A 24584-nucleotide genomic window follows, 5' to 3' on the forward strand; every position below is an offset into this window, starting at 1 on the left:
GGTTATGGGTAATCTCGGTATCTGGCAGTTGCTGATCATTCTGGCGATTGTCGTGCTGCTTTTCGGTCGCGGCAAGATCCCAGAACTTATGGGCGACGTTGCCAAGGGCATCAAAAGCTTCAAGAAGGGCATTTCGGACGACGACGAAAAGCCCGTCGAAAAAGACAAGACCGTCGATCACAGGGCAGACGAGACCAAGCAGGGCTGATGCCGGGGGCAGCCGGCGACGGCTGGCCGCAGGAGAATGTGAATGCTTGATATTGGCTGGACCGAGCTTCTGGTCGTGGCGATCGTGCTGATCGTCGTCGTCGGGCCGCGGGAACTGCCGCATGTGCTGAGAACCTTCGGCAAGACGATGACGAAGTTCCGGCACATGGCGGCCGATTTCCGCTCTCAGATGGACGATGCGCTGAAAGAGGCGGATATGCAGGACGTCTCGACAGCGCTCAGGGATGTCCGAAAAATCAATCCTGCCAATCAGTTGCGCGATGCAATGAATCCCTTGCGCCAGACCGCGCGCGATCTTGATTCCGAGCTCCGCAAGTCCACTGCGCTCGACAACAAGCCGAAGCACAAGGCTGACGGACCCGAGCTCCAGAAGGCGTCCTATCCGACACCCGGCACCAATTCCGATTTCTCGCCCGTGACGGCGTTCGACAAGGTTGTTGCGAAGGACAGGGCGGCGGCGCGGAAGGATGAGGCGGAACCCGCACTCGTCTCGCGGCGGCAGGAAGAACGGCTTGTCAGCCATCGTCCGGGCTTCAAGCCAGCGCCCAGGCCGGTCAAGTCCAAACCTGGCCGCAGGAGCGCGCGATGAGCGTCAAGAATGATATTGATGACAAGCCTCAGCCGCTTGTCGAGCATCTGATCGAACTCAGAAAGCGGCTGGTCTGGTCGCTGGTGGCTTTCTTTCTCGGCTTCCTGCTCTGCTTTGCCTTCGCGAAGGATCTCTTCAACATCCTGGTCCTGCCCTATAAATGGGCGGTGATCTGGTCTGATCACGATCCCGAGAAGATGCAGCTGATCTATACGGCGCCGCAGGAATTCTTCTTCACCCAGATCAAAATCTCGCTGTTCGGCGGCCTGTTGCTGGCCTTTCCGGTGATCGCGTTCCAGGTCTACAGCTTCGTCGCGCCAGGGCTCTATCGCAATGAACGCTCGGCCTTCCTGCCGTTCCTGATTGCTTCGCCTGTGCTTTTCATCATCGGCGGCGCAATCGTCTATTTCTTCCTGATCCCGGTCGTCATGCTGTTCTTTCTGGGCATGCAGCAATCGTCCCAGGAAGGCGAGGTGGCGATTTCGCTGCTTCCCAAGGTCTCGGAATATCTGAGCCTGATCATGTCGCTGGTGCTAGCGTTCGGCATGGTGTTCCAGCTGCCGGTGATCACCACGCTGTTGGCGCGCGTCGGGCTGATCTCCTCGGACTGGCTGCGCAAGCAGCGCAAGTTTGCGATCGTGATCGCCTTCATCGTCGCTGCCGTTCTGACGCCGCCCGATCCGCTGTCCCAGCTGGGCCTCGCGCTGCCGACGGTGCTGCTTTACGAAGTGGCGATCTATGCGGCCCGTGTCGTCGAGCGCAAACGCGTCGAGCAGGCAGCCGAAGAGGCGACCTCCGAAGAGGACGAGGCCTGAGGCTGATGCGCCGCCTAACTTAAAGGCGGGCGCGGCCTTTCACTTGCGCTTTTGCGATCAGTTGGGCACAAGAGGGCCGCCGGAAAATGACGGCGACCCTTTTTTCAATTCTGGAAGCTTCATCATGCTCGATATCAAATGGATTCGCGAAAACCCGGAGGCGCTCGACAAGGCGCTTGCCGCGCGCGGCGCCAGGCCGCTTGCCGCCGAAATCATCGAACTGGATGAGAAGCGCCGCTCCGTCGTGCAGCGCCTCCAGGAAATGCAGTCCCGCCGCAATGCCGCCTCGAAGGAAATCGGCATGGCGATGGGCAAGAAGGATATCGCGCTTGCCGAGACGCTGAAGGCCGAGGTCTCGGAGATCAAGACCGCGATGCCGACGCTCGAAGCCGAGGAGCGCGAAGCGACGGCAACGCTTGACGATCTTCTTGCCGGCATCCCGAACGTGCCGCTCGACGACGTGCCGGTGGGCGCCGACGAGGCCGACAATGTCGAGATCCGTCGCTGGGGCGAAAAGCCTGGCTGGAACCACACGCCGAAGGAGCATTTCGAGATAGGCGAAGCGCTCGGCGGGATGGATTTCGAACGGGCTGCCAAGTTGTCCGGTTCGCGCTTCACGGTGCTGACGGGCGCGTTCGCGCGGCTGGAGCGCGCGCTTGGCCAGTTCATGATCGACATGCACACCGGCGAACACGGCTATCTCGAAGTCAGCCCGCCGCTTCTGGTGCGCGATGCCGCCCTCTTCGGCACCGGACAGCTGCCGAAATTTGCCGACGACCTGTTCAAGGCCTCTGACGACCGCTGGATGATCCCGACGGCGGAGGTTCCGCTGACCAACCTCGTTGCGGGTGAAATCCTGCCGGCCGAGGATCTGCCGCTGCGCTATACCGCGCTGACCTATTGCTTCCGTTCCGAGGCGGGTTCTGCCGGTCGCGACACCCGCGGCATGCTGCGCCAGCACCAGTTCCAGAAATGCGAGATGGTCTCGATCACCGATGCGGACAGCGCGCTCGAAGAGCTGGAACGCATGACGGCATCTGCCGAGAACATTCTGAAGAAGCTTGGCCTGCATTATCGCGTGATGGCCCTTTCCACGGGCGATATGGGTTTTTCGGCCCGCAAGACCTACGACATCGAGGTCTGGCTGCCGGGGCAGGATACCTATCGCGAGATCTCGTCCTGCTCGGTCTGCGGCGATTTCCAGGCGCGGCGCATGAATGCGCGCTATCGCGGCAAGGATGAGAAGCAGACCCGTTTCGTGCACACGCTGAACGGCTCCGGCGTTGCCGTCGGCCGCGCACTGATCGCCGTTGTCGAGAATTATCTGAATGAGGATGGTTCTGTCACAGTGCCGGAGGTGCTGGTGCCCTATATGGGCGGCATGACACGGATCGAAGCGGCAAAGTGAGGCAGTGATGCGCATTCTTCTGACCAATGATGACGGCATCCATGGCCCGGGCCTTGGCGTGCTTCAAAGCATCGCCGAGAAGCTTTCCGACGATGTCTGGACCGTGGCGCCGGAAACGGACCAGAGCGGTCTTGCCCATTCTCTTACCCTGTCGGAGCCGCTGAGGCTTCGACAGATGGGTGAACGGCAGTTCGCGCTGCGCGGGACACCGACGGATTGCGTGATCATGGCGGTGCGCGAAGTGCTGCCGGAGCCGCCGGATCTGATTCTCTCCGGGATCAACTCCGGCGCCAACATGGCCGACGACGTCACCTATTCGGGGACGATCGCTGCCGCCATCGAGGGCACGATGCAGGGCGTGCGCTCGATCGCGCTCAGCCAGGCCGGCGATTATGATAACGGCAACCGGCACTTCCCCTGGGAGGTGGCGGAGCGCCATGCGCTGGCGCTGATCGAAAAACTGCTGCCGATCGCGTTGCCGGAGGGCACGTTCTTCAACGTCAATTTCCCGTGTTGCACGCCCGATGCCGTCAAGGGCACGAGGGTCACCGCACAGGGCAAGCTCGAATCAGGTCTTTCCGTCGACAAACGGTCCGATGGACGCGGGCTTCCCTATTACTGGCTGACCTTCCGCGAGCGGCTCAGTGCCTTTGCCGATGACAGCGATCTGGAGGCCGTTGGCGACAATTATGTTTCGGTCACGCCGCTCAAGCTCGACTTGACCGACCATTCGGTTCGCGACAGGATCGCGCAACAGCTGGCATGATTTGAAAGAGGATGGCGGTGGCGACCAAGCTTCAGGAACGGGAGGGGTTTGCAGCCCTCGTGATGCGTCTTCGTGCCGGCGGCGTGACCAATCTCGATCTCCTGTCGGCTGTCGAGGCAACGCCGCGTTCGATGTTCACGCCGTCTCACATGGCGCCTTATGCCTATAGCGGCCGCTCGGTTCCGATCGAGTGCGGCTCTTTCATGGAAAGCGCCGATCTTGCCATCCGCTTGATCGATATCCTGAAGATCAAGCCCGGCCAGCGCGTGCTCGAAGTCGGCACGGGTTCCGGCTATACCGCCGCGATCATGGGCCGGATCGCCGAGCGCGTGCTGACGGTCGAGCGTTATCGCACGCTTGCCGATCTCGCCCGCAAACGGCTGACTGAGCTTTCGCTGAGACGCGTGGTCGTGCGCCACGCCGATGGCCGCGAAGGCATGAGCGGCGAGGGGACCTTCGATCGCATTCTCTATACCGTGGCCGTTCCCGAAATCCCGCGGGCACGCGTCGAGCAACTGGTGTCGAACGGTGTCATCATGGCGCCGATTCTCCGCGAGGACGCGCCGCCGCTGATGGTGCGCATGACCAGGATCGGGAGCCGGTTCGAGCGCCAGGACCTTTTCGAGGTGCCGTATCTGGCGGCTGAACGCGGTCTGTCGAAGGCTCTCTAGAGGTTTTGCAGCGCCGCCATCCGCCGCGCCAAAAGGCCCCGACAAATTTTTCCCAGCGATTCCAGCGTGAATTTTGCATCCGTGAGCGGACTTTAACCGTGCGGTAACTCTGATGTGGTTAAAACCGGTGCAGTAAAGAGTTCAAGCGTACAGGGTCGGTTCATGCGTATTTCTGGGCTGCCGGAAGTCGGCAAAGCAACAAAAGGCGTACTGCTCGTTTCGTCGCTGGCCATTTTGGCCGCAGGCTGCAGTTCGGAAACATCACGCCTCAGCGGTGGACCGGATACGATGACCACCGGGTCGGTCGTTCCCCAGTATCGTCAGCTCGTTCCGCCGGAAAATGTCGGAGGCGGAGGCTATCAGACCCTTCCTTCCCAGGGGCAGGCCGTCGTCAGCAATCAGCCGATCAGCACCGCCACCACGGCCGGTTCCGGCGCGCGCATGGCGACGACGCCCGTCACCGTGCAGAACAATTCCCTGCCGCCGGCAACGCCCGCGCCGGTCCAGACCGCAGCGCTTGTTCCGCCCGCCAACCCGGCGGTGCAGCAGGCAGCCGTCGGTGCGCCGAGCACGCTGCCATCATCCACGCAGGACGTGGCGACGCAGCGCGTGATGATCCGTTCCGACGAATCGCTTGCCGCCTTCGCCAGCCGCAACGGGGTCAGCGAACAGGATATACTTCGCCTTAACGGGCTGACCAGCGCCTCTCAGGTGCGCCCCGGCCAGGTGCTGCTGGTGCCGGTTACCGCCAGCCAGCAGTCGGCCGCGAAATCCGCCAGCCAGAGCCAGGGTCTGCCGCCGGCAGCCCCCACGCAGCTTCCCACCGACACGCCGGACCAGCGCGTTGCCGTTCTGCCGGGAACCACCAGCGTTCGCGAACGTCAGAGCGCGCCCGCAGCCAGCAGCGCAGCCTCCGCCGCGCAGAATGGTCAAAGCGGCGCGGGCAATACCTACACCGTCAAGAGCGGCGACAGCCTCTACACCATTGCCAAGGCCTACGGCGTTACGGTTGATTCGCTGAAGGCTGCCAACGGACTGTCTTCTGCCAATATCCGCATCGGCCAGCAGCTTGCGATCCCCGCCCAGGGTGCGCCTGTCCAGCAGGCGGCCCCGGTTCAGACGGCAGCCGCCGTTCCGACAGCGCCGGTTCAGAAGACTGCGGAGGCAGCCACCGAAAGTCCGAAACCATATCAGCCGCCGCAGGCCGCGCAGACCACCGCAGTGGTCGAAGAAGTCGCCGTGCGCTCCAACGCGGGCGAGGAAGTGCCGGAAGGCACCGGCATTTCGGCCTATCGCTGGCCCGTCAAGGGCGCCGTGGTTGTGGGCTTCGGTCAGCCCTATGGCGATGACATCAGCGAAGGGATCGACATTTCCGTTCCAGTCGGTACGCCGATCAAGGCCGCGGAAAACGGCGTCGTGGTCTATGCCGATGACGGGCTTTCCAATTACGGCAACGCCATCCTGATCCGTCACGACGACGGCAAGGTGACGGTCTACGGCTATGCGGAGGAGCTGAAGGTCAAGCGCGGCGATACCGTGCAGCGTGGCCAGACCATTGCGATCTCCGGCATGACCGGCAATGCCCAGCGCCCGATGGTCCATTTCGAGGTGCGCGACAACACCACTGCCGTCGACCCGATGCCTTATCTCAACGGCTGATACGGGTCCCCTCACGGCAAGCTTCAGACGGCGCGTCCCTGACGCGCCGTTTTGCGTTTCAGGACGGTCGTCCGTGTTCAGCCGCGCTGTGCTATTCTTCGTTCATCAACAGGCTTGCGTATCGCAGCCAGTCGATATAAACATATCTTTATATCTTGATGAAAGTCGGGGCGATGGCGAAGTTCGATCTGGAAACCATGGTGGAGGTGTTGAAGGCGGTGGGCGAGCCCACGCGTTTGAGGCTGATTGCGCTTCTTGCAGGCGGCGACCTCACGGTTTCGGATCTGACCGACATTCTGGGCCAGTCCCAGCCGCGCATTTCACGTCATCTCAAGCTTCTGGCGGAAGCTGGCCTGATCGACCGCTACCAGGAAGGGGCCTGGGCCTATTTCCGTCTGCGGGATGAGGGGACGCCGGCACGGCTGGTCCGGCAGCTGCTGGACAACGCGTCCGACGATGATTCGGCGCTGAAGCGCGACGCCGCCCGGCTCGCTGCTGTCAAACAGGCCCGCGCGGAAAAGGCGGAAGCCTATTTCGCCCAGCATGCCGGCGAATGGGACCAGATGCGAAGGCTCCACATTTCCGAAGCGGAGGTGGAAAGCTGCCTCGTCAACCTGATCGGAGACAAGCCTGTCCAGAACCTGCTCGATCTCGGCACGGGCACAGGGCGCATGCTGCTTCTCCTGAAGGACATCTATCGCCGCGCCGTGGGTCTTGATGCCAGTCGCGACATGCTGGCCGTTGCCCGCGCCAATCTTGATGCGGAAGGGCTCACCCGCGCGGCCGTGCGCCTTGGCGACATTTTGAACCTGCCGCTCGAGAGCGAGGATTTCGATCTGGTGATCATTCATCAGGTCCTGCACTTCCTGGAAAATCCCGAAGCCGCGATCGCCGAGGCGTCCCGCGTGCTGAGGCCAGGCGGGCGCCTGGTGGTGATCGATTTCGCCCCCCATGATCTCGAATATCTGCGGGCCGACCACGCCCATCTCCGGCTCGGCTTCTCTCATCAGGCCATGGAAGACTGGATGACGTCTGCCGGTCTCGATGTGGAGAACGTCACCGATCTTCCCTTTGCCGGCGCCAAGGAGCGCTCGCTGACGGTGACGGTGTGGCTTGCCCGCGACCCCCGGCTGCTTGTGGCCGATGGCAATGAAAAGACTTTTGCGAGGAGTGTCTGAAACAATGACCGATGTGACCGGCGCTCGGCCGTTTTCTTATTCGTTCGAATTCTTTCCGCCGAAAAGCGAACAGGCGGCTGCCGGATGGTGGCGCGCGGTCGAGGCGCTTTCGGCTTACGATCCGGCTTTCGTTTCCGTGACCTATGGGGCCGGTGCTTCCAGCCAGGCGCCGACCTTCGATGCCGTCAAGCGCCTGATCGATGAAACCGATCTGGTGACGGCCTCGCACCTCACGGTGGTCAAGGCCACCAGCGGCGAGGTCGATGATGTCGTGCGGAAATTCCGCGAAGCCGGTGTCAGGCGCTTCGTGGCGCTGCGCGGTGATGCGCCGGATGGCGTCGGCGCCGCATACCGTCCGCATCCCGGCGGATACGAGAACGCTGCCGCACTGGTCAAGGGCCTGAAAGCGATCGATGATTTCGATATCTCGGTCTCCGCCTATCCCGAAAAGCACCCCGAAAGCGCTGATCGCTCCGCCGATATTGCGATGCTGAAGGCCAAGGCCGACAATGGCGCCGACCGGGCGCTGACCCAGTTCTTCTTCGACAATGACGTGTTCGAGGCCTATCTTGACGATGTCAGGAAGGCTGGGATCACGATCCCGGTCCTGCCTGGCATCATGCCCGTCCAGAATCTGACGCAGCTCCGCCGTTTTGCATCGATGTGCGGGGCGACCATTCCCGGTTTCATCGAGAAGCGTCTTGGCGCGCTCACTGAAGATCCGGAAGCCCATTTCGAGGTCGCCGCCGAACAGGTGCTCGATCTGCAGCGCCGCGGCATTGATGACTTCCATTTCTATACGATGAACCGCTCCAAGCTGCTGATCGCGGTCTTCGATCGTCTCGGCGTAAAGCCTGCGCGCGGCACCGGAAGCGGTTTTGCAGATGAACGTGCGCGACAGGCCGGTTGATCTGCGCGCGCACTCAGCATCATATTTATATTTTAGTAATTCATGATGATGTGGGGTTTATTTTCAATATAACGGGTAAAGTTTACTCCCCGTTTCATTGATGTATTGTGGTTTCGTGGAAACGAAACCTGGTGCCGCAATGCAGGATGGCCGACTTGTCGTTGATGCCATGCCCGGCACGCTGCAGGATCTGCAGCGTGCCTATGGCGCAGCGTATGATGCGGGCGATTATTCCCGATCTCTGGCGATTGCCAAAAAGGCGCATGCGATGGCGCCCGACAATGCGCTGATCCTGATGAACCTTGCCGTCAGCCACCTGCGTCTGGACGATTTCGACGATGCGATTGACTTCACGCTCCAGGCGCTTTCGCGCATGCCCGAGAACTTCGTCGCCTATGACGCGCTCTCCCACGCCTATGGCGAGAAGGGGAATGTCGAGGCGGTCCGAGAGTGGGGGCTGAAGGCGCTCACACTGCGCGACCGGCAGTTCGCACGCCCGCCGGACACGGATTGTTCCATGGCGCCCCTGCCGGAACCGCCCGCGCTCAAGACCCGCCAACACAACATTATTGCCTTCAGCCTGTTCGGCAATCGTGCGCGCTATTGCGAAACCGCGATACTGAACGCGAAGGCGCAGGCAACCGTCTTTCCCGAATGGACCTGTCTGTTCTATGTCGACGAGACGGTGCCCGCTTCTGTGCTCGAGCGGCTGACTGCGGAAGGCGCGCATATCCGTGTCGTGTCCGGCGCGCTGAAACGTTGGCCCCCGACCATGTGGCGCTTTGCCGCCGCCGATATCCCCGGGATGCACCGCGTCCTGTTCCGCGATGCCGATTCGCTGATTTCAAGCCGCGAGCGGATACTGGTGGATGAATGGGTCTCTGGTGACCGGCAGTTCCACCACATCCGCGACTGGCATACACACACCGAACTGCTGCATGCCGGTCTCTGGGGCATGACCGCAGGCGCGCTGCCTTCGATGGAGGCCATGGTGGCGCGCTATCTCGCAAAGCCGCTCGCCTCCGCCCATTTTGCGGATCAGTATTTCCTGCGCGAGCAGGTGTGGCCCCATGCGCGGCGAAGCCTGCTTGCGCATGATTCGCTGTTCGGCTTCCATGGGGGCAAGCCGCATCCCGCCGGGCGGGCTTGCGGCGACGACCATATCGGTGCGAATGTCGCCAATGGCGGCTTCCGCATCAAGGTTCCGGTGCCTGATGGAACGACGGTCGTGTGGGAGCTCCATGAGCGCATCAAGGCGGCACAAGGCGCCCCGGATGCGCGCCGGGTCTGCCGCTACGCGAGCGTCACGCGCGGCGGCGAGGTCATGGATCATCTTCCCAGGCCCTATCTCGAACGCCTCGGCAGGGACATGCGGGTTGTGCTGCTGCCGCCACCCGGCTGGCGGGCCGGATCGTGAAGTCTCCGTATCAAATACCCGCGCCATAGGATTGTTTTTAATAGCAATTGAGGTGCCTCAGACACCTGCTGTCAATGCGGTCCGGACTGTCAGCCCGCCATGGCGGCTTCATACTTCGCCGACAGCGCGAGCCATTCTTCCTCGATCCTTGAAAGCTCGGCCGCTGCATTGGCGCGGGCCTGGATCATCACCTTCGCCTTTTCCGGCGACTGGGTATAGAGCTTAGGATTGGCGAGATCGGCATCGAGCTTGGCGATGATCTCCTCGATCTTGGCAGTCTTGCGCTCCGCCATGTCGATCTGCTTCTTCAGCGGGGCGAGCGAGGCGCGACGGTCGGCGGCGCTCTTGCGCTGCTCCGCCTTGGAACGGGTGTCTTCAACCGGCGCCTTGGAGGCCTTCGGCTTGCCGCCGGAAATGATCAGTTCGCGGTAGTCCTCGAGGTCGCCGTCATAGCTCTTCACCGTACCATCATGCACCAGCCAAAGCCGGTCGACGGTCGCCTCGATCAGGTGCCGGTCATGCGAGATCAGGATGACGGCGCCCGGATAGTCGTTGAGCGCCTGGATCAGCGCATTGCGGCTGTCGATGTCGAGATGGTTGGTCGGCTCGTCGAGGATCAGCAGATTGGGCGCGTGGAAGGCGGCAAGGCCCATCAGGAGCCGGGCCTTCTCGCCGCCGGAAAGGTCGCGGGCGGGCGTGTCCATCTTCTCGGTCGCAAGCCCCATCTGCGCCACGCGGGCGCGCACCTTGGGCTCGGTTGCCGTCGGCATCAGCTTGCGCACATGGGCAATCGCGCTCTCATCGGGGACCAGATCGTCGATCTGGTGCTGCGCGAAGAAGCCGGTCGAAAGATGCGGCGCAAGCTTCAGGCTGCCGGCCTGCGGCGCAAGCCGCCCGGAGATGAATTTCGCAAAGGTCGACTTGCCGTTGCCGTTGGCGCCGAGAAGCGCGATCCGGTCATCATTGTCGATGCGAAGATCGAGGTTGGACAGGATCGGCTTGCCCGGTTCGTAGCCGACAACGCCGCCTTCGATCGCGACGATCGGGGAGGCGGGCAGCTTTTCCGGCGCGGGGAAGGAGAAGCCCTGCACATGGTCTTCGATGACTGCGGATACCGTGCCCATGCGCTCCAGCGCCTTCACCCGGCTTTGGGCCTGGCGTGCCTTCGAGGCCTTGGCCTTGAACCGGTCGATGAAGCTCTGCAGATGCTTGCGCTGCGCCTCGTTCTTGGCGTGCGCCTTCATCTGCAACTCGTCCTGCGACGCCTTCTGGCGGGCGAACTGGTCGTAGGAGCCGCGATAGAAAGTGAGCTTCTTCTGGTCGAGATGGACGATGGCGTTGGCGGCCGTGTTCAGAAGATCGCGGTCGTGCGAGATGATGATCACGCTATAGGGATAGCGGCGGATATAATCCTCCAGCCACAGCGTGCCTTCAAGGTCGAGATAGTTGGTCGGCTCGTCGAGGAGCAACAGGTCCGGTTCGGAAAACAGCACCGCCGCCAGCGCCACGCGCATGCGCCAGCCGCCGGAAAAGGAGGAGGCCGGGCGCTGCTGGGCGGCCTCGTCGAAGCCGAGGCCCGAGAGGATGCTGGCTGCGCGCGATTCCGCCGAATGCGCATCGATATCGGCAAGCCGGGTGTGGATGTCGGCAATCCGTCCGGGATCGCTTGCGGTCTCGGCTTCCGCAATCAGGGCGGCGCGCTCCTTGTCGGCGGCCAGCACGATGTTGATCAGCGGGTCTTCCGTTCCCGGCGCCTCCTGTGCCACCTGGCCGATGCGCGCGCGCTTGGGCAGCGACACCGTGCCGGTCTCGGGCGCAAGCAGGCCGGTCAACACGCGAAACAGCGTCGACTTGCCGGCGCCATTGCGCCCGACAAGCCCCGCCTTCATCCCATCGGGAATGGAGACGGAGGCGTTTTCGATCAGAAGGCGTCCGGCAACGCGGACTGTAAGGTCGGATATGGAGATCATGGAGCGGTTTTGTCTGAAACCGCTCCGCTTGGCAAGCGCTGGTTCATGCAGCGTCGAGCGCGCGTCCTTCGGGCGTGCGCAGGAAGTAGATCATGTCCAGAGAAAGCGAGGGCTGGCCGAGCACCGTCAGCATCATGTGCACCTGGCCGCGGTGGTGGGTCTGGTGGTTGAAGAAGTGAGCAAGCGTGGTGCCGAGGCGGTCGGTATAGGTTTCCGGAGGGTTGCCGCGCTGATAGGAAAATGTTCCTTCCAGACTGTCGAGGCCGTCGATGAAGCTGATGATTTGTGCGTCGAGTTCCTCCCGCTTGCGTCTCAGGCTCTCGAAATCTTCGCAGACGATGGTATCGAGCTTGACCGGGCCGGTATCCTTGCCGGCAAAGCGTGTCATCCAGAGACCATCGGCATAGACCAGATGGTTGAGCGTGGCATGGACGGAGGGAAAGAACGCGCCGAGCGGGCGGCGATATTCCTCGTCCGAAAGCGTGGCCGCAGTTTCATAGATCTGGCGGTTGGACCAGGCATTATAGCCGGCGAAGCGGCGGAAGTTCTGTAACATCAGGCTCTCCTTTATCCTGCGGAAAATAGTCCGAAACGCCGTCCGCACCAGCTTCAAATTTTGATGGGTGGCAGCAGAAACTGTGATGAATCTTCATCGATAAACCTGCTAGGCTGGCGCAAGGAGCAGAAGGAATTTCTCATGGCCCGTATTCTTTATTCGCTTTGCGGTGATGACACCGACAACCGCTTTTCACCCCATTGCTGGAAGGTCGTGCAGGCCTTGAGGCACAAGGGCCTCGACTTCGAGGAGAGGGCGGTCGGCTTCACTGAAATTCCCGCGCTGGAGAATGGTTTTTCAAAGACCGTGCCGATCCTCAGGGATGGCGACAGGCTGATCGCTGACAGTTTCGCGATCGCGCTCTATCTCGAGCAGACCTATCCGGATGCGCCGTCGCTGTTTGCGGGCGAGGGCGGCATGGGTATGGCGCGCTTCGTCGAGGCCTATTCGCAGTCGACGCTGCATCCCGCCATCACCCGGATCGCGGTGAAGAATATTCACGACATGCTTGCCCCGGTTGATCAGGCCTACTTCCGCAAAAGCCGGGAGCCGCGCCTCGGCGCGACGCTTGAGGAGATTGCGACCGGACGCGAGGCGGAAATCGCAGCCTTTGCCGGCAAGCTTGCGCCGCTGAGAACGATGTTGACGCACCAGCCCTTCATAGGCGGAAACACGCCGCTGTTTGCCGACTACATCGTCTTCGGCGCACTTAAATGGGCCTTCACGACCGGCAATTCCGGTCTGCTTGACGCGAATGACCCCGTCCTGAACTGGTTCGAACGCTGTGAGCTCGTCACCGAAACTTCATAATGGGGGCCAGCATCAAAACATCGTGTCCGGCTCCTTCCATTTTGGCCGAAACCGCTTTATACACCGGCCAAATTTCATGAACGCAAAGGACGATGACATGGCGATTGAACGCACTTTTTCGATGATCAAGCCGGATGCCACCAAGCGCAACCTGACCGGTGCGATCACCAAGGTTTTCGAGGAAAACGGCCTCAGCGTCGTCGCCTCCAAGCGCGTATGGATGGCAAAGCGCGAAGCCGAAGCCTTCTACGCCGAGCACAAGGAACGTCCGTTCTTCGGTGAACTCGTCGAATTCATGTGCTCCGGCCCGACGGTGGTTCAGGTTCTCGAAGGCGAAAATGCCGTTCTGAAGAACCGCGAGATCATGGGCGCAACCAACCCGGAAAAGGCTGACGAAGGCACGATCCGCAAGACCTTCGCGCTGTCGATGGGCGAAAACTCGGTTCACGGTTCGGACGCTCCGGAAACCGCAAAGCGCGAGATTTCCTTCTGGTTCTCCGAAACCGAAATCGTCGGCTGATTTTTCGACTGATGACGTTTAGAAACCCGCGGCTTGCCGCGGGTTTTTTTGTTGTGAAAACAGGCCTCTGTCGGAACATGCTCGGGATCGACCGGAGCATCCAGGAGACACGGAGAGGCCCGCCTGGTCCCTAGGGGCAAGCCCGAGGGTGACACTGAGAATGGGGAAAGCGACGAGTAACCGAAGAGCATAGCGCCCGTGGGCGGCGCTCGGTATCTCCCGCCTCAGCCCTTGCGAGCGGCAAGCCGTTCTGCAGCGCGTTCGCTGGCGGAGCGGCGGCTGGACTGGAACATGTGGAGGCGCGCACGCACGGCGTCGACGATTTCCGGCGGGGCCGTCTTCGGACTGCCGCAGCGGTAAGGCGGGTCGGGGTCGTATTCCATCTGCAGCTGGATCTGCTGGGCGGTGGTGCGGTCCGTCATCTCCTCGACCACGCGCAGCGCGAAATCAATCCCAGAGGTCACGCCCGCGCCGGTGATGCGGTTGCGGTCTACCACGACGCGTTCATGCACGGGCTTGGCGCCGAAGAGTTCGAGATGCTCGATCGAGGTCCAGTGCGAGGTCGCGCGGTAGCCATCGAGCAGGCCTGCAGCACCCAACACCAGAGAGCCGGTGCAGACGGAGGTGACGAGCTTGCAGCCGGGCGCAATCCTGCGCAGGAAGTTCAGCGTCTCCTCGTCATCCATCAGCGCGATCTGTCCGGGGCCTCCCGGAACGCAGACGATATCGAGGCTCTTGCACTGTCCGAACGTGGTGTTGGGCAGGACGCGCAGGCCGCGATCGACGATCACCGGGTCGAGGTTCTTCCAGAGAAACTTGATATTCGTTCCAGGCATGCGCGTCAGGACATCGGCGGGTCCGAACAGGTCAAGCTGGGTCAGACCCGGATACATGATCAAGCCGACATCTATGGAAGCGGCATTGGCGGGCATGGCGGTCCTCATCAAGCTGCAAATCGATTGAAACAGATTTCAACCGGAGCATAGGCGAATTTATGTTCCCGGCAAGGGCGATTCCCCGGCCTCAGCGCTTCTATAACGACAACGTGACCGTTTTATAGCCAGCGTAGCCGAGCGTCTTCGTCAGCGTCGCGGGCGGTAACCCAGTCGCCGCTGTCGCCGGATTTCAGGTGTTCCTTCTTCCAGAACGGTGCGTCGGTCTTCAGGAAATCCATGACGAAGGCGGCGCCGTCGAAGGCTGCCTGGCGGTGGCTTGCCGCGGCAAGCACGACGACGATCAGGTCTCCGGGCGCCATACGGCCGAAGCGGTGGATGACGGTGAGCCCCAGAAGTTCGAACCGTGAGACGGCCTGTTCGCAGATCCTGGCGATCTCCGCCTCTGCCATGCCGGGATAGTGTTCAAGCTCGAGGGCCGCCAGACGGCCACCCTCGTCGCGGCAGTGGCCGGTAAAGCTGACGGTTGCGCCAATATCCGCGCGGCCCCTGGTCAGGCGCTCAATTTCGGATGCGATATCAAAGTTTTCCGATTGAATGCTGACCTTGATTGTCATGTCAGCCGCCCGTCATCGGCGGGAACAGGGCGATCTCGGACGCGCCTTCGAGCGGCTCGTCATGTTCGGCGTGGACCCTGTCGAGGGCGACCCGGATCACCTCCGGCTCGGCAAGCGCTGCCTGATAATTCTCGCCGCGGCCGGCAAGGAAGGCGAGCAATCCCGCGACATCAGCGACATCGGCCGGCAGGTCGATCTCTTCTTCGGCAAGCCCGATGCGCTCGCGCACCCATGCGAAGTAGACAAGTCGCGTCATCGCTCTGCGTCCACGACATGTTTCAGACCGGCACGGAAGTAATCATAGCCGGTATAGATGGTCAGGCCGGCGGCCACCCACAGCAGGATGATGCCCAGATTGCTGGTATAGGGGAACACCTTGTCGCCGGCGGGCCCCGCCAGCAGCAGGCCGATCGCCACCATCTGGAAGGTGGTCTTCCATTTGGCGATCCGGGTCACCGGAACCGATACCTTGAGGCCAGCGAGATATTCGCGCAGGCCCGACACCAGCACCTCGCGGCAGAGGATGATGATCGCAGCCCAGAGCGACCAGCCGGCAATGGTGCGCTCCACATCGGCGGCGAGCAGAAGCAGGCAGGTGGACACCAGCAGCTTGTCTGCGATCGGATCGAGCATGCGCCCGATATTGGAAGTCTGGTTCCAGGCGCGCGCGATGTAGCCGTCGAGGAAGTCGGTGAGCGAGGCGATGATGAAGATCGTCAGTGCCGCCCAGCGGGCAGAATCGGAACTCGAAAGCTTGCCCTCCAGGAAGAAGCACAGCACGATCAGCGGTACCGCCAGTATGCGCCCGTAGGTCAGGAGGTTTGGAAGATTGTACGCTTTCGATGCCATGGCTTCAGTCCGTATGCTTGCGCCCGATGCGCTGTCCGCCCGCAAAATGCTTCCATTGCGGTCCAAAGGTCAATGCGGCGCGCCATTAAACCTGTGACAGGTAACGGCCGAACACGTTATTTTCAGCTTCCCTCATGAAAATGATCGTAGATCAGCTTCGCCATGGCTTCCGAAATTCCGTCGACGCCGGCAAGATCCGAGAGGCCGGCGCGGGACACGGCCTTTGCCGAACCGAAATGCTGCAGCAGCGCGCGCTTGCGTGACGGGCCGATGCCGGCGATTTCGTCCAGCGGGTTCTTGACCATTTCTTTCTTGCGCCGCGCCCGGTGCGAGCCGATGGCGAAGCGGTGGGCCTCGTCGCGCAGCCGCTGGATGAAATAGAGCACCGGGTCGCGCGGCGGCAGCGCGAAATCGGCGCGCCCATCCATGAAGAAGCGCTCGCGGCCGGCCTCGCGGTCGGCGCCCTTGGCGATGCCGATCGCCGTCACGGCATTGCGGATGCCGAGCTCGTCCAGAATGGCCCGCACCGCCGTCATCTGGCCCTGGCCGCCATCGATCAGGATCACGTCCGGCCATGCAGGGAAGGGCTGTTCGCCCTCGCTCTCCGGGGGCGCGCTGCCATCCGGTATGCCGTGCTCCTTGATCAGGCGTGAAAACCGCCGCGTCATGACCTCGCGCATCATGCCGAAATCGTCGCCGGGGGTGATCTCGGTCGATTTGATGTTGAACTTGCGATATTGCGTCTTCACGAAGCCGTCCGGGCCCGCCACCACCATGCCGCCGACGGCATTCGTGCCCATGATATGGGAATTGTCGTAGACCTCGATGCGTGTTGGTGGCCGGTCAAGGCCGAACGTGGTCGCAAAGCCTTCCAGCAGCCGCGCCTGGGTTGCGGTTTCGGCAAGCTTGCGGCCATGGGCCTCGCGGGCATTGGCAAGGCCGTGTTCGACCGCCTCGCGCTTTTCGCCGCGCTTGGGGACGGTGATCTGCACCTTGCGATCTGCCCGTTCCGAGAGCGCGAGCTCCAGGAGGGCCTGTTCCTCGATCTCCTCGGACAGGAAAATATTCCGCGGGATCGGCTTGTCGTCGTAGAACTGGGCGAGAAACGCGTTGAGGATCTCCGCACCCGAAAGCGACGGGTCGGCCTTCGGGAAATAGGCCCGGTTTCCCCAGTTCTGGCCGGTGCGGTAGAAGAAGACCTGGATGCAGCAAAGCCCGCCTTCATTGTGGATCGCGAACACGTCCGCTTCCTCGATCCCGGCCGGGTTCACGCCCTGATGGCCAAGCACGTGGGAAAGCGCCGATAGCCGGTCGCGGTAGATCGCCGCCCGTTCGAAATCGAGATTCTCCGAGGCCTCGTTCATGGCGCCGGCAAGCTCCGCATGCACCTGCTTGCTCTTGCCGGAGAGGAACGCGCGGGCTTCATCCACCAGTGCGTCATAGCCCTCTTTCGAGATCTCGCCGGTGCAGGGGGCAGCGCAACGCTTGATCTGGTAGAGCAGGCAGGGGCGGGTGCGGCTTTCATAGACGCTGTCGGTGCAGGAGCGGATCAGGAAGGCGCGCTGCATCGCGTTGATGGTGCGCCCCACCGCGCCGGCCGACGCGAAGGGGCCGAAATAATCTCCCTTTCGGGCGCGGGCGCCGCGATGCTTGTAGAGCGCAGGCGCTTCATGATCGCCGGTGATCAGGATATAGGGGAACGACTTGTCATCCCGCAGCAGGACGTTAAAGCGGGGGCGCAAGCGCTTGATAAGGTTGGCTTCAAGCAGCAGCGCCTCGGTCTCCGTGCGGGTCGTCACGAATTCCATGTGGGCCGTCTGGCTCACCATCCGGGTGATGCGGTTGGAATGGCCGCGACCCTGGGCGTAATTGGTGACGCGCTTCTTCAGCGAGCGCGCCTTGCCGACATAGAGCACGTCGCCCGCGGCATTGAACATGCGGTAGACGCCCGGCGCATTCGGCAGGCGCTTGACGAATTCGCCGATCAGCGCCGCGCCCTTCAGCTCATGCTGCTCGCTTGCCGCGTCGTTCCACTCGATGGCATCGGCGGAGGATGGCGCAGGCTCCGGCAAGCCGTCGTCGTCTTCGGTCTCTTCGTAAACAATGCCGCCATCGGGCGCCTTGCGTGTCATTCCGTCCTACCCGTCCTGTGCGGTGATGTGAGGGCCAGGCGCTGCCCGAGAACGGGCGCGGTCTTCTGGCCCGTGATCGGGGCGTTCAATCGCGAATCGGCGCCCGCAGGACGCAGCTTCTGTCCCTAAGATAGGAGTTTCGATCCCGCTTTCAAAATGCTGATCAGCCATCCGCCGATTTTTGGGTGTCGGGCGTGCGTATGGAGGGCCAGAACGGACGATGTTCGGAACGTCTGCACATACGAACATCCCGGTTCTCAACGTAGGGACGGTGCATTCCGCCACATTCAGGCCGCAATTGCTGGTGGCCCAAGCATCTGACTTGCCACGACAGGCCCCGTCGCTTCTCGCTGATCCCTGCCGCCGGGCGGATTTATGCTGCATTGCAACAGCGTTGGTCGGCTGAAAGCCGTTCCGTCCCGCCTTTTTGAAGAAACGGCAGGTCTGATGGCGGCTTTTGTATTTCAGACCGGCTCGGGAGCACTTGTTCCGCGAAACGCGTCCTTATGAATAAATCAAGTATTAACCGTGTTTTTCATGCGGATATTCCGAGTAAACGCCTCATTAACGATGGCAATAAGGTTAATTTGCACAGTATTGAAAAGATCAGAACAGGGGCCTATCTCATCTAGCAAGTGCATTTGCAGGGAATGCAATCGTTGCGATCAAGGAGAGACAAGATGCGGAATTTCAAAACGACGACCGCCGTCGCATTGGCGGCAATGGTAGGCGCTGGTGCGGCTCAGGCCGCGGACGCCATCGTCTCCACCCCCTATGAGCCGAGCCCGGTCAGCTACGCCCCGCCGGTACAGGCCAAGAACTGGGCCGGCTTCTACGTCGGTGGCGCCGCCAACTGGGACTGGGGCACGTTCAATGAAGGCGATTTCGACGCAGACGGCTGGGGCGGCACGCTGTTCGGCGGCTACAACATGCAGAGCGGCAGCATCGTCTACGGCGTTGAAGCCGATCTCGCGACCTCGAGCCAGAGCGAAGTCGTGTTCCCGAACGTGAAGATGGAGCAGGGCATCAATGGCTCGCTGCGAGGCCGCGTCGGCTTCGCCATGGATCCGGTGCTGCTTTACGGTACGGCCGGTCTCGCCGGTTCCAAGCTGACCGGCAAGCAGACCGGCGCCGAGGATACCCAGATGGGCTGGGGCTGGACGGTCGGCGCCGGTGCCGAAGCCATGCTGACCCAGAACATCTCGGCACGCGTGGAATACCGCTACACCGATTACGGCAAGCAGGATTTCAAGCTCAACGGCGCGACCTATGAGCGCGGCTTTGAAGAAAACACCGTCAAGGTCGGTCTCGGCGTTCACTTCTAAGAACCCGATATCCGCTGGTACAGGAAAGGGCTCGCCGCAAGGCGGGCCTTTTTCGTTGCGCCGGAGGGGCGGGGCGGCGCTTGCAACTGTCTGCCGGAAGACAGTCCCGTCAGCTTGCCGCCAAACGCTTTTCCTTGCCTTGCGGCAGGCTTTCAGGCCTGCGGGCGAAGGTGCCGGTAATCCGGGAAATGCGTTTCGAACTCCGACGGCCAATTGGTGAGGCGCACGCGGTGTTCTTCCCATTGGCCCGGAAAGCGCAGCATCAGATAGCCAAGCGTGCTGGCAAGCGCAAAATGGCCGGCATTGAGCCGCTTTCCGAATTCCGGTGGATGGGCGTCGAGATAGTCGAGGCCGCGCCGCACCTTCTCCCATTGCCGGTCCACCCAGGGCTGATGAAAGGTCTCGGGCGTGCGGAACCGCTTTTCGTAGATCGTCAGAACCGCCGCCTCGCAGATGCCGTCGCAAAGCGCCTCGGTGCGCTCCACCATCGCGCGCTTTTCGGGCGTGCGCGGATAGATCCGCGCGTCGTCCGAGGCGATCCCGTTCAGGTAATGCATGATCGTGCGGCTGTCGTAATAGGTTTCGCCGGAATCGGTCACCAGCGTCGGGATCTTGCCGAGCGGATTGGCCGCCAGGAGATCGGCAGGATTGTCCGGCGTCGCGGAGACTTCAAGCTCGAGATCGATCCCCATATAAAAGGCGGCCATCACCACCTTCTTGGAGAACGGCGAGGCCGGGGAATAAAAAAGTTTCATGATTTCAAGTCTTTCCCGCAATCTGTTCGCCCGCGATCCAGAAATGGTCGGCCCGGGCGAAACGGTCCTGCTTCAGGCAGGTTCTGAGATAGGGCAGCAGAATATCGAGATCGCGTGCCAGCGTATAGGGTGGATTGACGATGATCATGCCGGATCCGCAAAGTCCGTCGGCCTCGTTCTTCACAGTCAGCTCGGCGCAGAGGATTTTCGGGATCGCGAGCTCCTTCAGTGCATCATGAAACTGGCGGACCGGCGCGCCGGATTTGATCGGGTACCAGAGTAGATAGGTGCCGGTCGCAAACCGGCGATAGGCCTTCGAAAGCCCGTCGACGAGCCGGTCGAATTCACCCGGCGCCTCGAAGGGCGGGTCGACCAGCACGATGCCGCGGCGTTCCTTTGGCGGGAGGTGGCCTGCGAGTGAATGCCAGCCGTCGAGATGGGTGGCGCGTACCTGGTGATCGCCCTCGAAGGCGCTGTGCAGCGTTTCGAAGTCGGCGGGGTGCAGTTCCATCAGCGAAAGCCGGTCCTGCCTGCGCATCAGCATGCGGGCGAGCCGGGGTGATCCCGGATAGGATTTTATTCCGCCCTCGGGGTTCATGGCACGCACGCAGTCGAGATAGGGGGCGAGCAGGCTTGCGACATCTTCGGGCAGGTCCGCCTCGATCAGCCTGCCGATGCCGTCGCGCCATTCGCCGGTCTTTTCCGCTTCCACGCTCGACAGGTCGTATTCGCCGATCCCGGCATGGGTATCGAGAATGCGGAAAGCTGCCTCCTTGTTCTGGAAATAGCGGATCGCATGGGCAAGCACGGCGTGTTTCAGCACATCGGCAAAGTTTCCGGCGTGATAGATATGGCGGTAGTTCATCGCTTCCTCGCATTGCCTTCGGCGCGAATGTTATTATGACTGTCGGCACGGCTTTACAAGCAGCGCCCCTCAGCCCGGCCTTGCCCGCTCCCCTTCATTTCGAAAGGATATTCCGATGGCCTCCGATCGTGTCGACATTATCAGCAGGAAGACGTTGTTCGAGGGCTGGAACCGGATCGTCGAATATGTCTTCCGCTACCATGACAGCAAGGGGCGGGACATCGAACGCAGCTGGGAGGTCAGCGAGCGGCCGGAAGCGGCGGCGGTTCTGGTGTTCGACCGGGATCTCGGCAGGTTCGTGCTGGTGCGCCAGTTCCGGGTGCCGGTCTATGCGATGGGCGAGGGGGACGGCTTCTTTCTTGAGACGGCTGCCGGCCTGATCGACAAGGGCGAAACGCCCGACGAGGCTGCAATTCGCGAAGCGCGCGAGGAAACCGGCTATGCGGTCGAAACGCTGATTCCCGCCTACCGGATTGTCAGCGCGCCCGGCCTGATGACGGAAAAGATCCATTGTTATACGGCCATTGTCGACGCATCGATGCGCGTGGCCGAGGGCGGTGGTCTTGCCGACGAGCACGAGGACATCGAACTCGTCACGCTTTCCCTGGAGGAGGCGATGGACATGGTCGCCACCGGTGCGATCTCGGACGCGAAGACGGTCGTCATGCTGCAATGGGCCGCGATGAACCGGCAGGTTTTCGGGCTCTGATTGGAGCTCAAGGAGAAAGAAAGCGCCGTCCTTTCTCCGCCGGGATGCCGCTTTCCGGAAGCGTTTTGCCTCAATCCGAAAACTGTTCCGCGAGGATCCGCTCCGACCATGAGCGGTTCGGGTCCGAGAGCACCTTGGCGCGGGCGTCAGGGTCCTGCTCGATCCGCACATGGACCGCGTGCTTGACCTCGGTGTGATCGGCAAAGGCGTTGACGAGGCGCTTTTCGGGTTCGAGCACGGCGATATCGACTACGGCGGTATTGGGCAGCAGCGCGCCGCGCCAGCGCCGCGGGCGGAACGCGCTCACCGGCGTGATCGCAAGCAATGGCGCCTCGAGCGGAATGATCGGGCCGTGGACGGAAAGATTGTAGGCGGTGGAGCCTGCGGGCGTGGCCACCAGAATGCCGTCGCAGGCAAGCTCCGGCAGCCGCACCCGGCCATCGACGCTGATCTGGAGCTTGGCTGCCTGGTGGGATTGCCGCAGCATCGAGACCTCGTTGATCGCGAGCGCGATGGAGGATGAGCCATCGGCATTCCTGGTCGTCATGCGCAACGGCCGGAACTCGTTGACATCGGCGGCTTCAAGCCGCGCGATCAGATCTTCCGTCGAATATTCGTTCATCAGGAAACCGACGGAGCCGCGATTCATCCCATAGACCGGCAGGTCGGAATTCATGTATTCATGCAGCGTCTGCAGCATGAAGCCGTCGCCGCCGAGCGCCACGATATAATCCGCTTCCTCCGGCATGACATTGCCATAAAGCCCTGTCAGTTCACTGAGGGCGGCCTCGGCATCCTCTGTTCCGGAAGACAGAAAGCAGAGGGCGGGACTGGTCTTTGGCATATTGCTCTTCCGTTCGCGTTTGGCGCGGGGCCAGATCACCCGAGCGGGCCATGTTTTGCAAGCCCTGATGATCAGTGTTCTTGGCCGCATTGGCCAAAATACAGGCTGAATAGGTGATTTTTTCGTTTTACAGAGGGACCAAATCTGATAGTGGGCATGCCCAATGCCCTTGTAGCTCAGTTGGTAGAGCATCTGATTTGTAATCAGAGGGTCGCGGGTTCGAATCCTGCCGGGGGCACCAAGCCGCTTTTAAGGGGACCGTGTATAGCGTCGAAGGCGACGTCTGCCGCAGGTCAACGCCCTGGCGCCATTTTGCCCAAGCCCGGAAAAGCTTGTCAAAATGCCGAGGATATTGCAAGAAGTCGCGCCCGGCCATGAGCGCCGCGTTTGCGCATGTAACCCAACGGCCGTCTGGCCGATATGAAATGAAGGTATGGATATGCAGGTAACCGAAACGCTCGCCGAAGGGCTGAAGCGCGAAATCAAGATCACAGTTCCTGCGGATGATCTGAAGGCGCGCATGAACGAACGCCTGGCCGAGGCCAAGGACAAGGTGCGCATCAACGGTTTCCGTCCGGGCAAGGTGCCGATGTCGCACATGAAGAAGCTTTACGGCAAGTCGGTGATGGCCGAGATCGTCAACGAGACGCTTCAGGAAAAGCCGCAGGCCGTGATTGCCGAGCGTGGCGAACGCGCTGCCGGACAGCCCAAGATCGACATGACCGAGGACGAAGCCGAGGCCAACAAGGTTCTCAACGGCGAGCAGGATTTCGAATTCACCGTCTCCTACGAGGTCCTGCCGAAGTTCGATCTGCAGCCGACCGACGGCCTGAAGGTCGAGCGTCCGGTTGTCGAGATTTCCGATGAGGAAGTCGAAGAGCAGGTCAAGGCCGTTGCCGAGAACGCCCGCGAATACGAAACCAAGAAGGGCAAGGCCGCCAACGGCGACCGCGTCACGATCGATTACGTCGGCAAGCTCGACGGCGAAGCCTTCGATGGCGGCACGGATACCGATTCGCAGCTCGTGCTCGGTTCCAACCGCTTCATCCCGGGTTTCGAAGAGCAGCTCGTCGGCACCAAGGCCGGTGATGAAAAGCAGGTCAAGGTAACCTTCCCGGAAGAATATCCGGCAGCGCACCTCGCCGGCAAGGAAGCCGTCTTCGACGTCACCGTCAAGGAAGTGGCCTCAGCCGGTGAAATCGAAATCAACGATGCCCTGGCCGAAAAGCTGGGTCTGGAATCGGCCGACCGCCTGCGCGAAATCGTGCGCGAGCAGATCGTTGGCCAGTACAACCAGTTCACCCGCCAGAAGGTAAAGCGTCAGATCCTCGACCAGCTCGACGCCCAGTATTCCTTCGAAGCGCCGCAGTCCCTGGTTGACGCCGAGTTCGAAAACATCTGGCGCCAGGTCCAGGCCGACCTGCAGCGTTCGGGCAAGACCTTCGAAGATGAAGACACGACCGAAGAAGACGCCCGCGCCGACTATCGCAAGCTTGCAGAGCGTCGCGTCCGCCTTGGTCTCGTTCTTTCCGAGATCGGCGAAAAGGCCGAGGTTCAGGTCTCTGACGAGGAAATGCAGCGCGCGCTGTACGACCAGATGCGCCAGTATCCCGGTCAGGAGCAGGAAATCCTGAAGTTCTTCCGCGAGACCCCCGGTGCCCAGGCATCGCTCCGCGCGCCGATCTTCGAAGAGAAGGTCGTCGACCATCTCCTCGAAAACATCGACGTCAAGGATGTCACGGTCTCCAAGGAAGAGCTGATGGCGGACGACGAGGACGAGCTTTCGAGCGAAGCGTCTGAAGACAAGAAGCCCGCCGCCAAGAAGAAGGCTGCTCCGAAGAAGGCTGCCGCCAAGGCTGACGAAGCGGCTGAAGACGCCGCCGAGGAAAAGCCTGCCGCCAAGAAGGCGCCGGCGAAGAAGGCTGCTGCCAAGAAGGCCGATGCCGAGGGCGAAGAAAAGCCTGCGCCGAAGAAGAAGGCCGCTCCGAAGAAGAAGGCTGACGAGGCCTGAGTCCTCGCTTCTTCTCGAACTGATTGCGAACGCCCGGCATGAAAGTGCCGGGCGTTTTGCTTTCAGGAAAACCGTTCAGTTGCTCTC

Annotated in this window: 25 protein-coding genes and 1 tRNA gene; 16 read left to right on the top strand and 10 right to left on the bottom strand. The window is 61.7% G+C overall.

Annotated features, from left to right (window positions below; translation table 11 throughout):
* Positions 1–4: 4 nt before the first annotated feature.
* The 10 genes from HPQ62_RS01485 (at position 5) to HPQ62_RS01530 (ending at position 9641) form a co-directional block, all read left to right on the top strand.
* Entirely contained in the window at positions 5–208 is a 204-nt protein-coding gene (locus tag HPQ62_RS01485) for a twin-arginine translocase TatA/TatE family subunit (protein WP_174800736.1), read from the top strand.
* A gap of 42 nt (positions 209–250) precedes the next feature.
* Complete coding sequence (gene tatB, locus HPQ62_RS21215; protein WP_174800737.1) at positions 251–817, top strand: Sec-independent protein translocase protein TatB; 567 nt, start codon at positions 251–253, stop codon at positions 815–817.
* Positions 814–1632, top strand: coding sequence for a twin-arginine translocase subunit TatC (tatC, locus tag HPQ62_RS01495; RefSeq protein ID WP_174800738.1), 819 nt, complete (start codon positions 814–816; stop codon positions 1630–1632). The genes tatB and tatC overlap by 4 nt, the downstream gene beginning before the upstream one ends.
* A 124-nt stretch (positions 1633–1756) precedes the next feature.
* Positions 1757–3040: a serine--tRNA ligase gene (serS, locus tag HPQ62_RS01500; RefSeq protein WP_174800739.1), complete on the top strand. Its 1284-nt coding sequence runs from the start codon at positions 1757–1759 to the stop codon at positions 3038–3040.
* Positions 3041–3047: 7 nt separating this feature from the next.
* A complete protein-coding gene (gene surE / locus HPQ62_RS01505) occupies positions 3048–3806 on the top strand; it encodes a 5'/3'-nucleotidase SurE (RefSeq protein WP_174800740.1) in 759 nt (252 codons plus the stop codon).
* A gap of 17 nt (positions 3807–3823) precedes the next feature.
* Positions 3824–4477, top strand: a complete 654-nt coding sequence (locus tag HPQ62_RS01510; RefSeq protein ID WP_174800741.1) for a protein-L-isoaspartate(D-aspartate) O-methyltransferase — start codon at positions 3824–3826, stop codon at positions 4475–4477.
* A 288-nt stretch (positions 4478–4765) separates the two neighbouring features.
* Positions 4766–6136, top strand: coding sequence for a LysM peptidoglycan-binding domain-containing protein (locus HPQ62_RS01515; protein ID WP_174800742.1), 1371 nt, complete (start codon positions 4766–4768; stop codon positions 6134–6136).
* A 173-nt stretch (positions 6137–6309) separates the two neighbouring features.
* Positions 6310–7314 (top strand): ArsR/SmtB family transcription factor, encoded by a 1005-nt coding sequence (locus tag HPQ62_RS01520; protein WP_174800743.1) that lies wholly within the window; start codon positions 6310–6312, stop codon positions 7312–7314.
* Positions 7315–7318: 4 nt separating this feature from the next.
* Complete coding sequence (gene metF, locus HPQ62_RS01525) at positions 7319–8224, top strand: methylenetetrahydrofolate reductase [NAD(P)H] (protein WP_244629517.1); 906 nt, start codon at positions 7319–7321, stop codon at positions 8222–8224.
* Between the two features lie 139 nt (positions 8225–8363).
* On the top strand, positions 8364–9641 hold the full coding sequence (locus tag HPQ62_RS01530) for a tetratricopeptide repeat protein (protein ID WP_174800745.1): 1278 nt from the start codon (positions 8364–8366) through the stop codon (positions 9639–9641).
* An 89-nt stretch (positions 9642–9730) separates the two neighbouring features.
* Here the strand turns inward: HPQ62_RS01530 and HPQ62_RS01535 are convergent, their stop codons facing one another.
* Both HPQ62_RS01535 and HPQ62_RS01540 read right to left on the bottom strand, forming a co-directional pair.
* Complete coding sequence (locus tag HPQ62_RS01535) at positions 9731–11611, bottom strand: ABC-F family ATP-binding cassette domain-containing protein (RefSeq protein WP_174800746.1); 1881 nt, start codon at positions 11609–11611, stop codon at positions 9731–9733.
* A 43-nt stretch (positions 11612–11654) separates the two neighbouring features.
* Positions 11655–12167, bottom strand: coding sequence for a DinB family protein (locus HPQ62_RS01540; RefSeq protein WP_174800747.1), 513 nt, complete (start codon positions 12165–12167; stop codon positions 11655–11657).
* A gap of 141 nt (positions 12168–12308) precedes the next feature.
* Between HPQ62_RS01540 and HPQ62_RS01545 the strand changes: the two genes are divergently transcribed.
* Positions 12309–12977 carry a glutathione S-transferase family protein gene (locus HPQ62_RS01545; protein ID WP_174800748.1) on the top strand — a complete coding sequence of 223 codons (669 nt, stop codon included), beginning with the start codon at positions 12309–12311 and terminating at the stop codon, positions 12975–12977.
* Between the two features lie 97 nt (positions 12978–13074).
* Positions 13075–13497, top strand: a complete 423-nt coding sequence (gene ndk / locus HPQ62_RS01550; protein ID WP_174800749.1) for a nucleoside-diphosphate kinase — start codon at positions 13075–13077, stop codon at positions 13495–13497.
* A 224-nt stretch (positions 13498–13721) separates the two neighbouring features.
* On the opposite strand, the gene HPQ62_RS01555 is transcribed toward ndk, so the two are convergent.
* The 5 genes from HPQ62_RS01555 to uvrC all read right to left on the bottom strand — a co-directional run bounded on the left by HPQ62_RS01555 (position 13722) and on the right by uvrC (position 17988).
* Positions 13722–14429: a DJ-1/PfpI family protein gene (locus HPQ62_RS01555; protein WP_174800750.1), complete on the bottom strand. Its 708-nt coding sequence runs from the start codon at positions 14427–14429 to the stop codon at positions 13722–13724.
* Positions 14430–14551: 122 nt separating this feature from the next.
* Positions 14552–15007: a molybdenum cofactor biosynthesis protein MoaE gene (locus HPQ62_RS01560; RefSeq protein WP_174800751.1), complete on the bottom strand. Its 456-nt coding sequence runs from the start codon at positions 15005–15007 to the stop codon at positions 14552–14554.
* Position 15008: 1 nt separating this feature from the next.
* On the bottom strand, positions 15009–15263 hold the full coding sequence (gene moaD / locus HPQ62_RS01565) for a molybdopterin converting factor subunit 1 (protein ID WP_174800752.1): 255 nt from the start codon (positions 15261–15263) through the stop codon (positions 15009–15011).
* On the bottom strand, positions 15260–15856 hold the full coding sequence (pgsA, locus tag HPQ62_RS01570) for a CDP-diacylglycerol--glycerol-3-phosphate 3-phosphatidyltransferase (protein WP_174800753.1): 597 nt from the start codon (positions 15854–15856) through the stop codon (positions 15260–15262). Before pgsA ends, moaD begins: the two co-directional genes overlap by 4 nt.
* A gap of 122 nt (positions 15857–15978) precedes the next feature.
* Positions 15979–17988, bottom strand: coding sequence for an excinuclease ABC subunit UvrC (uvrC, locus tag HPQ62_RS01575; RefSeq protein ID WP_174800754.1), 2010 nt, complete (start codon positions 17986–17988; stop codon positions 15979–15981).
* Between the two features lie 680 nt (positions 17989–18668).
* On the opposite strand from uvrC, the gene HPQ62_RS01580 reads away from it, so the two are divergent.
* Positions 18669–19313: an outer membrane protein gene (locus HPQ62_RS01580; protein ID WP_174800755.1), complete on the top strand. Its 645-nt coding sequence runs from the start codon at positions 18669–18671 to the stop codon at positions 19311–19313.
* 152 nt (positions 19314–19465) lie between these two features.
* Here HPQ62_RS01580 and HPQ62_RS01585 read toward each other — a convergent pair whose 3' ends face one another.
* Entirely contained in the window at positions 19466–20068 is a 603-nt protein-coding gene (locus HPQ62_RS01585) for a glutathione S-transferase family protein (RefSeq protein WP_174800756.1), read from the bottom strand.
* Positions 20069–20072: 4 nt separating this feature from the next.
* Positions 20073–20933: a 23S rRNA (adenine(2030)-N(6))-methyltransferase RlmJ gene (locus HPQ62_RS01590; RefSeq protein WP_174800757.1), complete on the bottom strand. Its 861-nt coding sequence runs from the start codon at positions 20931–20933 to the stop codon at positions 20073–20075.
* 115 nt (positions 20934–21048) lie between these two features.
* Here HPQ62_RS01590 and HPQ62_RS01595 point away from each other — a divergent pair, with 115 nt between their 5' ends.
* Positions 21049–21642 carry an NUDIX domain-containing protein gene (locus tag HPQ62_RS01595; protein WP_174800758.1) on the top strand — a complete coding sequence of 198 codons (594 nt, stop codon included), beginning with the start codon at positions 21049–21051 and terminating at the stop codon, positions 21640–21642.
* A 70-nt stretch (positions 21643–21712) separates the two neighbouring features.
* Here HPQ62_RS01595 and HPQ62_RS01600 read toward each other — a convergent pair whose 3' ends face one another.
* Positions 21713–22486: an NAD kinase gene (locus HPQ62_RS01600; protein WP_174800759.1), complete on the bottom strand. Its 774-nt coding sequence runs from the start codon at positions 22484–22486 to the stop codon at positions 21713–21715.
* 165 nt (positions 22487–22651) lie between these two features.
* Here HPQ62_RS01600 and HPQ62_RS01605 point away from each other — a divergent pair.
* Together HPQ62_RS01605 and tig are read left to right on the top strand one after the other, a co-directional pair.
* Positions 22652–22727: transfer RNA gene (locus HPQ62_RS01605), tRNA-Thr, on the top strand.
* 198 nt (positions 22728–22925) lie between these two features.
* Positions 22926–24497, top strand: a complete 1572-nt coding sequence (gene tig / locus HPQ62_RS01610) for a trigger factor (RefSeq protein WP_174801402.1) — start codon at positions 22926–22928, stop codon at positions 24495–24497.
* Positions 24498–24584: the final 87 nt, after the last annotated feature.

Source organism: Martelella limonii, from assembly GCF_013344475.1.
In the GTDB taxonomy this organism is placed as follows: Bacteria; Pseudomonadota; Alphaproteobacteria; order Rhizobiales; family Rhizobiaceae; genus Martelella; species Martelella limonii.